Annotated in this window: 12 protein-coding genes; 7 read left to right on the top strand and 5 right to left on the bottom strand. The window is 63.4% G+C overall.

Translation table 11 applies throughout. The features are described from left to right. The first annotated feature begins 596 nt into the window (after nucleotides 1-596). Complete coding sequence (locus ACQ651_RS06800; RefSeq protein WP_430448857.1) at nucleotides 597-1,085, top strand: hypothetical protein; 489 nt, start codon at nucleotides 597-599, stop codon at nucleotides 1,083-1,085. A gap of 88 nt (nucleotides 1,086-1,173) precedes the next feature. Here ACQ651_RS06800 and ACQ651_RS06805 read toward each other — a convergent pair whose 3' ends face one another. From ACQ651_RS06805 to ACQ651_RS06815, 3 genes are all read right to left on the bottom strand, one after another. After that, the gene (locus ACQ651_RS06805) at nucleotides 1,174-1,554 is read right to left on the bottom strand and encodes a hypothetical protein (protein WP_430448858.1); all 381 of its coding nucleotides are present in this window, start codon (nucleotides 1,552-1,554) and stop codon (nucleotides 1,174-1,176) included. A gap of 204 nt (nucleotides 1,555-1,758) precedes the next feature. Beyond that, nucleotides 1,759-2,148, bottom strand: coding sequence for a hypothetical protein (locus ACQ651_RS06810; protein WP_375552398.1), 390 nt, complete (start codon nucleotides 2,146-2,148; stop codon nucleotides 1,759-1,761). 17 nt (nucleotides 2,149-2,165) lie between these two features. Then, entirely contained in the window at nucleotides 2,166-2,504 is a 339-nt protein-coding gene (locus ACQ651_RS06815; protein WP_227286029.1) for a hypothetical protein, read from the bottom strand. A gap of 441 nt (nucleotides 2,505-2,945) precedes the next feature. Here ACQ651_RS06815 and ACQ651_RS06820 point away from each other — a divergent pair, with 441 nt between their 5' ends. Next, nucleotides 2,946-4,724: a hypothetical protein gene (locus ACQ651_RS06820; RefSeq protein ID WP_430448859.1), complete on the top strand. Its 1,779-nt coding sequence runs from the start codon at nucleotides 2,946-2,948 to the stop codon at nucleotides 4,722-4,724. A 14-nt stretch (nucleotides 4,725-4,738) separates the two neighbouring features. Here the strand turns inward: ACQ651_RS06820 and ACQ651_RS06825 are convergent, their stop codons facing one another. Further along, nucleotides 4,739-5,101 carry a hypothetical protein gene (locus ACQ651_RS06825; RefSeq protein WP_375552402.1) on the bottom strand — a complete coding sequence of 121 codons (363 nt, stop codon included), beginning with the start codon at nucleotides 5,099-5,101 and terminating at the stop codon, nucleotides 4,739-4,741. A gap of 12 nt (nucleotides 5,102-5,113) precedes the next feature. Here ACQ651_RS06825 and ACQ651_RS06830 point away from each other — a divergent pair, with 12 nt between their 5' ends. Continuing rightward, nucleotides 5,114-8,275, top strand: a complete 3,162-nt coding sequence (locus ACQ651_RS06830) for an autotransporter outer membrane beta-barrel domain-containing protein (RefSeq protein WP_430448860.1) — start codon at nucleotides 5,114-5,116, stop codon at nucleotides 8,273-8,275. 191 nt (nucleotides 8,276-8,466) lie between these two features. Here the strand turns inward: ACQ651_RS06830 and ACQ651_RS06835 are convergent, their stop codons facing one another. After that, nucleotides 8,467-8,988: a MarR family winged helix-turn-helix transcriptional regulator gene (locus ACQ651_RS06835; RefSeq protein ID WP_375552404.1), complete on the bottom strand. Its 522-nt coding sequence runs from the start codon at nucleotides 8,986-8,988 to the stop codon at nucleotides 8,467-8,469. Between the two features lie 119 nt (nucleotides 8,989-9,107). On the opposite strand from ACQ651_RS06835, the gene dctP reads away from it, so the two are divergent. The 4 genes from dctP to ACQ651_RS06855 are packed head-to-tail and all read left to right on the top strand — an operon-like array spanning nucleotide 9,108 to nucleotide 12,805. Beyond that, complete coding sequence (dctP, locus tag ACQ651_RS06840; RefSeq protein ID WP_430448861.1) at nucleotides 9,108-10,088, top strand: TRAP transporter substrate-binding protein DctP; 981 nt, start codon at nucleotides 9,108-9,110, stop codon at nucleotides 10,086-10,088. A gap of 1 nt (nucleotide 10,089) precedes the next feature. Further along, on the top strand, nucleotides 10,090-10,566 hold the full coding sequence (locus ACQ651_RS06845) for a TRAP transporter small permease (protein ID WP_430448862.1): 477 nt from the start codon (nucleotides 10,090-10,092) through the stop codon (nucleotides 10,564-10,566). Then, the gene (locus ACQ651_RS06850; RefSeq protein WP_227286036.1) at nucleotides 10,563-11,852 is read left to right on the top strand and encodes a TRAP transporter large permease; all 1,290 of its coding nucleotides are present in this window, start codon (nucleotides 10,563-10,565) and stop codon (nucleotides 11,850-11,852) included. Before ACQ651_RS06845 ends, ACQ651_RS06850 begins: the two co-directional genes overlap by 4 nt. Then, a complete protein-coding gene (locus ACQ651_RS06855) occupies nucleotides 11,849-12,805 on the top strand; it encodes an alpha/beta hydrolase (RefSeq protein ID WP_430448863.1) in 957 nt (318 codons plus the stop codon). The genes ACQ651_RS06850 and ACQ651_RS06855 overlap by 4 nt, the downstream gene beginning before the upstream one ends. Nucleotides 12,806-12,847: the final 42 nt, after the last annotated feature.

The raw sequence follows: 12,847 nt of genomic DNA on the forward strand, positions 1-12,847 counted from the left end.
ACGCGCCTGTGGATTAATGAGGGGCATCAACCATGCATTTCGCCATGGCCGCCCTGCAGTCCTGCCGCTTCCTTAATGGTCTGTTTCGTGTTTCGCTCGGACGAAGACCCGCTCCCTGGCGCGCCTTCACTTCCGTTATTCATCACGCACACCGGACACCGCCATAGAATGACACATAGCTGGAAAATGACCGGTCGCGGCCCGTCGCCCTGCCCTCAATCCCCTTCGTCGCCTATTCACCGGACATGCAGTCCTTTCCGCCATGTCCCGAACTGACCGAACCGTGTTCAGACCATGAAGCGTGTTCGGATGGCGTCGTGTCAGTCACATACGAGCAGATCCGCGCCGGTGATCCCGATGACGACAACCCCGACCGGAGCGGAAGATCGACGCCGCCCGCAGGCGGTGCAAGCAGAACGGGAGCCGCCGGACCGGACACCGGATGGCCGCAACCCCTTGGGATCAGGCAGAGAATGATGGAGGTAAGCTTCCAGAGATGCTCCCCGACGCATCCGCTGGTCGTGCAGGCACCACTGGCGGATGTCAGGGCCCCGTTCATCGGGGCATGGCTCTGGCAGACTTGTCAGGACGGGGATTTGCTGGACGATGTTGACGGGAGACCCACGAAAGCTGAGTGCGGCGCCTGTCTCGATGTGCTGCTCGGATTGGGACGGATAAGCTTTCTGTCCGAATCCCGCAGCGATTTCAGCGGCGAGCAATACGAACAGGTCGACGGTTTCGGCGGCAAGACCTATCGGCGCCACTTTCCGGCCTTTTCGAGATGGACCTTGCCGGCGCTTGTCTCGACGCGGTGCCGCGATGCATCCCCGGACCTATTCTTTGCATTCGGCAACTGGAGCTTGGGAACTCAGGCTCTCCTTCTGATGACCGGGAGCTCCCGGCCCGATCATGTGGAGAGAGACCTCCTGATGCGCGTCAACAGCGGCCGGGCGCCGAAAGACGACATACCGAACCTTCTTGCCCGACTTGTTCCGATGGTGGACGGCTGCGGTCTCATCGCCATGTCATCGGCGTCCAAGGTTATCGACGATCTCAGTTCCGCGTTCACCTCCGGGCGGCGATAGCTGAGCGCTCTGCGGACGGGGCCCTTTCCGAAATCGCCAGAGCCTTGGTGCACAGCCGACCCGATCGCGCAGGTGCGGATCTTCGGCATCAAAGGTGGGCTTCCGGCATTCCGTCGCGCCCCGTTTCCCGACACCAGGTGACCGGCCAGTCCGCAAAATCGGCGGCAGACCAGATGGAACCATCGCTCAGAGCGAAGAAGAAGAACCGCGGGGGATCGGGCCAGCCATGAAAATAGCGTTCGCGGACGATCCATATCTGCCCGGAGACCTCGGCCGTTCCATAGGTCTCGTTTCCGAAATCGCGCAGCCTTGGCAGAGCCATCGCGGCACGCTCGAACATCTCGTTGTTCAATCTCCATCGGACAGCGCGGCGCCGGCACTGCCGAAACCGCCATAACCAGAGGATCTCCGTCAGCCAGCTTTGATCCAAACCGTCGATATCCCGCCTTGGCTCGACAGGTTTCGCCATCTGTCCCCTCCCTGGCCGGGACTGCATCGGTCCGGCAATCAGATAGGTAGCGCGTCTTCGGAGTTTTCGCGACGACTGATGTGATGCAATTCCGCGGTGGCGCTATGCAGCCCTGCGCGTTCCCGACACCGCCTCATGGTGATACCGGGGATGCGGATTACGTTTCTGTCGATCTGCAATCGGGGTGGGTAGAGCGTCCGGTCCTCAGTCACACAGCAGCGGAAACACACCCGTCCCCGGAATGTGCAGCGTACCGACCGTTACGGTGTCGTCGCCCTCCACCGCGGAGAGAAGACGCACCGAGGCGACAATGCGTTCCATATTCGGATCGGCGAAGTCGATAAGGGTGCGCCTGTTCTCAAGCGAGGCTTGTGCAAGGCTCATCGGAATGGCGCCATCCGCTTCGATGAGGCTCCAGCGCTGTCCCTCGGCGCGGATGGTGGCATTCACAAGCGCGATCCCGGGGACACTGCCAAAGCCATAGGAAAAGACAGCCCCGGATGCTCCCGGCGCTTCGCAATACACTTCGCCGGTTGCGGCGGCTGGTCCGGCCGCGACTGCGATCAGAAGGGCAAGAAGGGACGTCCGATACATCGCTGTGTTCTCCAGTGCTATTGTGAACCCGCATGGCTCAGCCTGCGAGACCACGTCGTACGATCGAGCGGCTCAAAGCCGTGCGGCAGTTCATTTTTATCGACAAGATGATAGGTGCGGGGGTCCTCATCGGATTGTGCGTAGTGATACCTTCCGTCGACGCCATAGAGCCACCAGTCGCCCGATCCGGGATTTCGCTGAAGCACCCGGAAGGTCAGAATGCTGCTTTCAGCGGGTATATAGAAACCGGATTCCGTCAGCAGAAGGTAGCTGTTTGCGAGCAGGTTGCTTCGTAGAAGTGCAACAATGCCGGCGATCACCAACATTCCGATCAGACTCTTTCGGGCGAGCGCCATTTCCACCTTTCCATGACCGGTATGGCATGCGGCCGGACCAGCCGGCCTTCATCCTCTGCCGATCACATCGCGAGCGCAGACCTCTTGCCACTGAAACCGGGCTCTTGCCTAATGGGATTTGGGCATATCGCACGAACGATCTCAACCGTCACGGTCATGCATGGATGCATAGCGCCCGTGTCGTGGCGCGGGTTCTGTTCCGGCGAGGCCGGCGCTAGAAAAAACCGGCCCAACTGCCCCTGCCCATTTTGGGCCCGGCGGCGGCATGTGTTGCGGAAGGATCAAGGTTTCTTGATGGACAAAGCCCACCCAACGCATCCTGCATTCCGTCTGCATCGGAGTTCCGGCCCGGCACCGCTGTCGGGACTGCGCCGGAGCGGATCTGCGGCGATCATTCTTGGCGCGGGTCTCTGCGCCTTTCTGGCATGGTCTGACCCAGCCTTGTCCCAGACCAGCCTTGACGCGTGTCTCGCCGCACCGGAGGCCGGGTGCACGGAGGTCATATTCAACGAACTCAGGTACAGTCTGCCCGCGATAGAAGATCCGAACCAGATGGACAGGATGGCGCAGCAACTGGCCGTAACACTGGCCGAGGGCAAACGGTTCGATGAAGCCAATTCGGCGCTGTATCACATGATGGATTTTTGGGCGCAGCCCGGCATGCGTGAAATTGCGGCGCTGGACATCGTTTCGGGACTGGGGGCGCAGAGCAGGGAGTTCGGCTTGGGCTTCTTGCACATGATCGAAGATGACGAAATGTACGATCACGCCCGCTCTCAGCACATCGCCAATCTGGTGGATCATGGGGCGGTCGATCAGGCGCTTCGTGAACTGACGACGGAGAACCGAACCGGCGCACCGTTGGGGCTCGTGGGCCTGAGCGCACTGGCGCTCGCGCTTTTGGAACGAGGGCAGACCGAGGAGGCCTTGCAGCTGGTCGCCGAGAACATGGCCGACGACCCTGTCGGGCGCGGATCGTTGCTGTCCCGGATGGCGTCCGACCGCCTTCAGATGAGCCAGATCGACATGGCCCGCACCATCCTGGAGCAGATCGAAGATCCCATGTGGCGGGTGACGACAGGGGCCCGCATCGGCGAGGCGCTGGCCCGTGCGGGAGATATGGAGGCGGCGGAACAGGCCTTTGCCGCCGCGCGCAGCGAACTGGCCGCTCTGCCCGATGCGGACCGGCGCTTTCATGCATTCGGAGCCTTCGCCCGCTCGGCGCTCCTGGTTGGCCGGTACGATCTTGCCATCGCCGCGATCGCCGATGTCAGCACCTATCGGTTCGATCAGGTGGAGGCCTACAACATGCTTGCGCGGTTCGCGCTGAGCCCCCGGATCAACCTGGATGTTCGCGCTCCCCTGCAGGCGGCCATGGACGAGTTGCAGGCCGGCCCGAGAGACGGCGACGGGATCCCGCACCGTTATGACGGCGCGCTTGCCCAACTGGCGCAGACCATGGCGTTGTCCCGCGACGTCGAATGGGCGATCGACACCCTTGCGCAGATCCGTGACCGGGACAGGCGAAATCTGGAAACCTCGGATATCGCGGACAGTCTGGTTGCCGCCCGACTGCTAGACGAAGCCGTGACGGTTCTGGCTGCCGTTGATGATCCGGACGAACAGGCGCGGAGCCTGATCTTTCTGGCGCATACAGCCCTGAGGCTCCGACGTGTGGAGATCGGCGGCATGGCCATGGCGCAGCTTCTGGACATGGTCGACGGACCTGAATGGGTCCCGGTCACGGATGACACGATCAGCCGGCTGGCCGAGCTGGAGTCAAGCCTGGGGCAATACGGGACTGCCGAAACGCGCTTGCGCCACCTTGACAACACCGATCTGCAACTGCGCGGGCGCATCACCAATCTGGGCTTTGCGGCGAGATCGGGCTCGGAGGAGGACTATGCCACTTATCTTGAGATTGCCGAGGATGCGGTCTTGCAGATCGGGGATCCGGCAATCCGCGCCCTGCATATGCGCAATCTTTTGATCCAGCTGGTCTATGGCGAACGCTTTGACGATGCGCTGAGAATTGCGGGGGATGTCCAGGATCCCGAGGCGCGCGACGCCTTGCTGACGACTTTGGCGAGCGCGCTCAGCGGCCATGCGGGCCCCGCAGTGGCGATGGATGCGGTAGACGCGATCACCGATCCGACGGCCCGGTCAATCCGGAGGTTCATGATCCTGCTGTCCGCTCTCAGGCAATCGCTGGACATCTAGACACGGCCCCGCCGTCAGAAAAACGGCACCATCAACAGGGGCGCGATCAATCCGCCCGCCAGCACGACGATCCAGTGGCGATATCCGGCCATGCCCCCGGACCGCGCCCAGTGTCGAACGCCCTGCACCACGCCGGCCATGATCACATAGCCGGTGGCGACCCCCCGAAGCGCAAGGTCGATGGCCGCCCCCATTCCGCGTGGCTCTTCCATGGCAAGCGGGCCGACATAGGCCGAGCGCCAGAACAGCAGAAGCGTGATGACCGCGACCGCCATCGCCGCGGCAAGCGGTCGGCCGGGTCGGGCGAATGCGGGCCAGACATACAAAAGCCCGATCAGCGCGAGCAGCAACAGGACGCCCTCAAAACTCATGGCCATTTCGCCTCCTCATTGAACTGCCTTGCGGCACGACCGCCGGACGCGCGCGTTCACCCAACGATCCGGCAACCTGTACGAGCCAGCCTAGAGCGCGGGCGGATGTCTTGGCATCACTCTTCGGGTGTTTTCTACCTGCATCCGCGCATAGCGACACTGCAGCGCTGCGCATTCCAAATTCCACCGCCGCGTCGGATAACGGCGCCAGGCACGGATCGGGATCGGGCACATTCAGCACGGGCAAACGCAACCGGACACCTCCGACACGTTCGGGCTTCGGCGGTGCGACATCGCGCGGCACGTGATTTCGGAAATTGGGCAAAAAAAATTATGAAACCAGCATTCATCACATTCCGCCCCGGTTTGGGCCTCGGGGTCTTGATCGCCCTGGCGTTACCGGCAGGTCCGGCGCAGGCACAGGATACGTTCACCGTCAACGGACCGACCTTTGTCACCAACGGAGGGCCACTGGCAATCGTCGATGGGGATGACACGCTGATCGTCACTGCGCCCGCAGGCTCCATCACCGTGGGCGGTGTCGGCCAAAGCGCGATCCTCGCAACCGGCGACAACAACACCGTGATCATCGAGAGCGGAACGCCTTCCCCGGCCCTGAACGTCAATGGCGCCGGCGGTAACGGCATCAGCATGTTCGGCGACAATTCCCAGGCGATCGTCGATGGACGTATCGAGATTTCCGGTGGGCCTGACGGCATCGACCGGGGCTTCGGGATCTTGATTGAAGGGAACAACGGCAGCATTCAGGCTCTAGATACAATCATTGCCGCCGGCGACGAGGCCGTCGGGATTGCCGTGTTCGGCGACGACGGCCGCGTGATATTCGACGGTTCCATAGATGTGTTTTCGGACGGAAACATCGGGATCTGGGGCTCAGGAGATCGCGTGACCCTTACCAATACGGGGTCTATCGGCATCAGCGGTGTCTTTGGAAATGGAACAGGGATTTTGCTGACCTCCGAAGACGGGCTGGTCGTTAACGCAGGCTCGATCAACAATGCCGGTCCCGGTGGGCCGGACAACGTGATCGCTATCGATGCGAGCGGCGACCGGGTTCGAGTCATCAACCTGGGCACTATCGTGCAAAGTGGGGACGACAGCATCGGCGTCCAAATGTTTTCAGATGGTGGCAGCGTCCTGAACGAGGGGTCCATCGAGTTGTCTGGCGCGGGCATATCGCGCGGCATCTTTGTGAGTGGCTCGGGAAGCACGATCGACCACACAGGCACCATCGCGATGACCGATCCCACCGGAACCAACTCTTTTGGCATCCTTGTGATAGGTGATGACAACATCGTTTCGGTCACGGGAAACGGGGAGATCTGGACAGCGGGGGCGAACGGCAGAGGCATCAGTGTCTCGGGCATCGGCAACCGGGTGTTCTTTGACGGCCTGCTCATCCAGACGACCGGCGACGACGCTTCCGGTATCGTCGGCGGCGGCGGCAGCGGGATCGTCATCGAGACCGGCTCGACCAACGGGGCCGAAATCGTGACCCAAGGCAACGGCGCATCCGGCATCTATCTAATGGCGACAGCCGACATGGGCACGATCCTGAACGGTGCGAACATCTTCACGAACGGGGCCGGGTCCGCAGGCATCCGAAACGATGGTGACAATGCGCGCATCACCAATAGCGGCGAGATAACGACGAACGGGTTGCAGGCGCATGGAATATGGAACGAGGCCGCAGCGGGTTCCCAGATTGAAAACAGCGGGTTCATTGAGGTCAGTGGCCAAACCGCGAACGGCCTTTACGCCTTCGACAGCAGCGGTGCCGTCCTGATCAACAGCGGAGAAATCCTTGTCACGGGTGATGGCGGTTCCGGAATCCAGACCTTCATCGGGTCGAACCTGTCGGTGATCAACAGCGGCCTGATCCGCGCCGAAGGAGCCGCCGGAGAGGGCATCTTCGTTGTCACCGATGCAACGACTGTTCTGAATTCCGGGGAGATTCGCACCGGTCCGGGCATGCAGGGGATCGAGGTCTGGGGCGACGATGTTTTTGTGCGCAATACTGGGCGCATCTTTTCGGGTCTTGGTGGGGGTGAATTTTCATTCACCTCGAATGGGTCGGACACCCATCTGCGGCTTGACCCCGGCTCGATCATCGTGGGCGAGCTGCAGTTTCTCGCAAACGGCGCGACGTTGGATGTGGGCCTGCCGAATGCAGCGCTCACCTGGAACTTAGCGCCGCCTGACAACATCCTCAGCGATGGGCGCCCGCAACTTGTGGTCGGCACCACGCTCTATGTGTTCGATCCGGACCATTTCGCGGCCCTCGACCGGAGCGCCTTCGGCACGATCGACCGGATCGGCTTCACCCTCGATCAGCGTCGGGCTGCGGGCGGCGCGGAAGGGCGCAGTGTCTGGGCCACCGGCACCATCGCATCGGCCGACGACACCGACACCCTGTCCGGCATGCTGGGGGGCACCTTCGCCCTGTCCGCAGATCGTCGGATCGGGGGGTTCGTCGGCACGCAGGACACGGAATACGAAACCCCCTTCAGCAGCTCGCAGATCGACAGCCGCGCGACCTTCGGCGGGCTGACATGGGGCGGCACGACGGATTACGGCTTCTTTGAAACCGCGCTCAGCTTCGGCACCGTCAGCAGCACATCGACCCGCCGCGTGGCCAACAATACCGTGCCCACCGGCATCGAGAATGCGGTCTCCAGCCCCGACAGCCGGTTCTTCAGCCTGTCCGCGACCTTCGGCACCGAAACCCGCTTCAACGAGATCGACCTGCGCCCCAGCCTGCGGCTTCGCTACAGCTGGGTGCAGTCGGATGCCTTCGCCGAGACCGGATCGCAGGCCGATCTGACGGTCGAGGAGCGCAGCGCACAGCGTCTGGATCTCCGCGCGAAGGTCGAAACGGATCTCGCCCCGCGGCGGACCGCTCTGGGGCCGATGGCGGTGACGCTCTATGGCGGGCTAGATTTCGCCTATACCGATGCCGACGATGTGCGCGCGGTCGCGGCCGGACAGCCCGTGGTCTTCGGGACCGGCCAATCGGGGACTTCCCTACAGGGCTTCATCGGCGGGCATGCAACCATCGCCACCCGAAACGGCGCCAGCCTGAGCCTGTCCGGCGAGCTGGCCGCGGGCGGCACAAGCCCGGAACTGAGATTGGGCATGATGTACAGCATGCGGTTCTGAGACCAGCACGAAACCGTATCGCGAATGAGCACATCGCGTGGGCCGAACCCCGTCGCCGCCCGGGCGCGGATGCCCGAGGTCGCCGCCTCTCGCCGACCCCGACGGCGTTCAGCCACGCAGCGCCATTGCGTCCACCGACTGCATAGCGTCCTGCAAGGGCCGTGCGGAGCCGATCCCTCCCCGGCCCCGCCCTATCCCGCAGCCACCCAACCGGGCATGGCGAAGACGACTTTCGTGATCAGCCGGTTGAACTCCGCCGCTTCTCGCCGGTCGAGCGGAGCCAGCATCGCGGCCTGTCTCTCGCGGAAAAGCGGCAGCACCCCGGCCAGCAGCGCGTGTCCCTTGGCGGTCAGCGTCAGGGGCTTGGCGCGTTTGTCGGCCGTGTCAGTGTCGCGCCCGATGAGACCCTTTTCCTCAAGTTCGGTCACGGCCCGGCTGATCGAGTTCTTGGGCAGCCCCGTCACAAGGCAGATGTCGCGCGCCACCAGCCCGTCCTGATGGCAGAGACTGAACAGGATCACGAAGCCCGGGCGCGACAGCCCGAACCGGTCCTGAAGCTCGGCATAGATCGGTCCGGTAAAGAAGTTCGCCAGAAAGCTGACCCGCCAGATGGGCGACAGATCGGTGTCCATGAGCATCGTCAGCGACAGCGGGCCGAACTGGTCAGCCATCGCCCGTGCCGCATCGAAGTCTGAGTCGTTGTTCTTGGTCATGGCGCACCCTAGCCCAATCAGGTCCCATTTGGAACTTTACAAAAGGTTCCATACGGAACTATAAAATCATTTACAAGCGTTCGAGTCGTATTGTCTCCAACGCCGGAGGGAGGAAAAAGATGACGAAGATGACCATACTGGCCAGCGCGATTGCGCTTGGACTTTCCGCAACCGCGTCTATGGCGCAGGAGTTGCGCGCGGTAGGCGCATTTCCGGAGAATTTCGTGTTCACCCGCGAAGTGGCGCAACCCTTCGCCGCGCTGGTCGCCGAGGAATCGGGCGGCAGCGTGACGATCTCCTTCACCGGGCCCGATGCGGTGCCGCCGCTGGAACAGTTCGAACCGACGCAGGCGGGCGTGTTCGACCTGCTCTTCACACATCCGGCCTATCACGCCGGCACCACCCCGGTCGGGCTGGCGATCGACGCGATCGGCGCCGATCCGGTCGCGCGGCGCGCGGCGGGGATCATCGGCTTCATCGACGCGCACTATCAGGCATCGCACGGGATGAAGCTGCTCTCGGCCCCTCCCACCGGGTCGGTCGGCTTCCGCTATTACCTCCGCGAACCGATCTCCGGAACGCCGCCATTCGAGGGCCGCAACATCCGTGGAACGGTCTCCTATCATCCGATGATCGAAGCCCTTGGCGGGGCGGGCGTGGTCATGGGCGGCGGCGATGTCTACTCGGCCCTTCAGACGGGTGCCATCGACGGCGCGGCCTGGGGCCTGACCGGCGCTCTGGATTTCAACTGGCACGAGGTCGCGGGCTACATGACCGAACCCGGTTTCGGCCAGGTGGGGCTGATGATGTTCATGAATCTCGACGCCTGGAACGGGCTCGACGCCGAGGCGCAGGCCGCCATAGAACGCGCCGCGATCCGGCTTGAGACCGACAGCGTTGCGCGCTTCGACCTGCTGGCGGCCGACGAACGCGCGGCCCTTCTGGAACTTGGGATGCAGGTGACCGACTTCGCGCCCGAGGACGCCGCTCAATTGGATGCGCTCTGGGCTTCGGGCGTGTGGGCTGTCGCCGAAGGCGCCTCGCCCGAAGCTGTTGCGGAGCTGAGGTCGCTGGCCCAAGCCGCCAATCTGTCCGACTGACATGCGCCGCCTCGGCGATCTGCATGACGCGACCTCTCGCTGGTTGTTCGCACTGGCGGGGGGCGCACTGGTGGCCGCGGTCTCTCTCTATGTCTTCGAAGTCATCATGCGCTACGGGCTCGGCGCGCCGACGACATGGTCGGGCGAGGCGGTGCAATATGCACTGGCCGCCATGATCTTTTGCGCCCTGCCCGACATCACGCGCCGCAATGCCCATGTGGCCATCGACATCATCCCCCAAGCGCTGCCCGGCGGCCAGGCAATCTGGCTTGGCCGTTTCAATGCAATACTGGGCGCGGTCGCCTGCGGAGTGACCGGCTGGATCGTTGCGGGCGAAGCACTCAGGCAGTTCGAGCGCGGCTTGATGACAAACGCGGCCAACCCGATCCCGCGCTGGTGGATCACCACCGTGATCGCCGTGGGCTTCGCCTCTGCCGCGTTGCATTTCCTGCGCCAGATCGCCGGGCGCCGGCAATGAGCTGGGCCGTTCTCCTGATCCTCGCCATCGGGCTTTTGCTGGCCATTCTCTTTTCCGGCGCGCGGATCTTCGTGGGCTTTCTTCTGCTCAACATCCTGGGCGTTCTCGTGCTGATCGGGCCGAGGGGCTTCGGCATGTTCTCCAACTCGATCTTCGAAACCGCCACCTCCTCGACGCTGGTGACCGTGGCGCTTTTCGTGCTGATGGGAGAGATCCTGTTCCGCTCCGGCACAGTGGACGTGCTGTTTTCAAGCATAGACAGGCTGATCGGGCGGCTTCGCGGCCGGCTCTATGTCGTGACCATCGCGCTGTCGACCGTCTTTGGTGCGCTTTCGGGATCGGCGGTGGCGGTGGCGGCGATGCTTGGCCGGTCGGTCCTGCCGCTGATGGCCGCGCGCGGCTATGCCTCCCGCACCTCCGCCACGACGATCCTTGCGGGCGCAAGCCTTGCGCCGATCATTCCGCCAAGCCTGCTGGCCATCATCGTCGGCTCGCTTGCGGATGTGTCCATCGCCGGGCTTCTGGTCGCCGGCATCATCCCCGGGCTGCTCTTTGCCACGCTGACCCTTGCCTGGGTCTATCTGCGCGGCGGCCCGATGCCGGAGGCGGACATCACGCAGGCGCAAACGCCGGTCTGGCGCGCGGTTCTCGCCATGGCGCCGTTCCTCATCGTCGTCTTCTCGGTGATGGGGCTCATCCTGCTCGGGGTCGCCTCGCCATCGGAATCCGCGGCAACCGGTGTTGTGGGCGCCATGGTGGTGGCCGCGATCTTCGGGCGGCTCAACTGGGTCATGCTGCGCGAGGCTGTGGCAAGTGCCGTCACGATCTCGGTCGTCATCCTGATCATTGTCGCCTCGGCCAAGCTGTTCAGCCAATTGCTGTCTTTCTCGGGCGCGACCAGAGGCCTTGTCACCCTCATTGCCGAGCTTGGGTGGAGCCCTGCGATGACATTCCTTCTGATGATGGCGATCCCGTTCCTGCTGTGCATGTTCATCGACCAGATCGCCTTCATGCTGCTGGCGATTCCGATCTATCAGCCGATCGTCGCGGCAATGGGCTTCGATCCGATCTGGTTCTGGACGATCTTCCTGATCAACCTCACAGTCGGCAGCCTGACGCCTCCTTTCGGCTACACGCTTTTTGCCCTGAAAGGCGCGGCCGACGGGATGAGTACGGCACAGGTCTTCCGCGCAGCCTGGCCCGTGGTCGGCATCTTCCTGACCGGGATGGCGATACTCTGGGCCGTTCCCGATCTCGTCACCGCGATCCCGAGGGCCCTGCAGTGACCTGGCGCGACCACGACACCGCGGCGTCCCACTTCATCGCCTCGTCGGATGAGCCCGGTCTCAGGCTGCACATCCGCGCCCATGGGGACGATCCGGCCCGTGCGCCCGTGCTGTTCGTCCATGGCGCGACCTATGCCAGCCGCCTTTACGACATCCCTCACCCGGGGGCGAGCTGGCTCAGGGCGACGGCGGAAGCGGGCTTCGCGGCCTATGCGCTCGACATCCGCGGCTACGGGCTGTCGCATTCGCAGGTGTTCGAGACGGCGGAAGAACCTTATGCCCGTGCGTCCGAAGCGATCCGCGACATCGACGATGCCGTCGCGTGGATCTGCGCGCACCATGCGGTCGAGAGCATCTGCCTGATCGGCGGGTCCTGGGGCTCGATCACCACGGCCCTCTACGCCTCGACGATCGGCGCCGCGCGGGTCGAACGTCTCGTGCTCTATGCGCCGATCTTTGCCGAGATCAATACCGGCTGGCTGACGATCCTGGCTGACCCGAACGACCCGGCCAGGTTGGACCCGCGCCACGGCGCCGCGCGGCTGGTGACCCAGGCCGCCACGCGGGAACGGTGGGATGCGGAGATACCGGATGGGGCAGACTGGCGGGATGAGGCCGTCTTTCAGGCGCTGGTACAGGCGTCGCTCGTCGATGATCCCCGCTCCGCCGGCCACGATCCGCCCGCCTTCCGTGCGCCCAACGGAACATTTCTGGACCTGTGGGAGGCCTTCAACGGACGCCGGCTCTATGACCCGAAAGACGTGCACTGCTCCACCCTCCTGATCCGTGGCGGCGCCGATCCGACATCGACCCGGACCGATGCCCTCAGGCTCTTCGACGGCCTCGGAAGCGCGGACAGGCAGTATGTCGAAATCGCGAACGGCGCTCATTTTGCAAGTGCCGAAAAGCGCGCGCACCGTGTTTTCCAGGCAGTCAACGCGTTCCTTGTTTGAGCACTAACCGCCTTGTCTGCTATAGCACTGCAATGCGCATTT

The sequence above is a fragment of the Rhodophyticola sp. genome, from assembly GCF_965284195.1.
GTDB lineage: Bacteria > Pseudomonadota > Alphaproteobacteria > Rhodobacterales > Rhodobacteraceae > Rhodophyticola.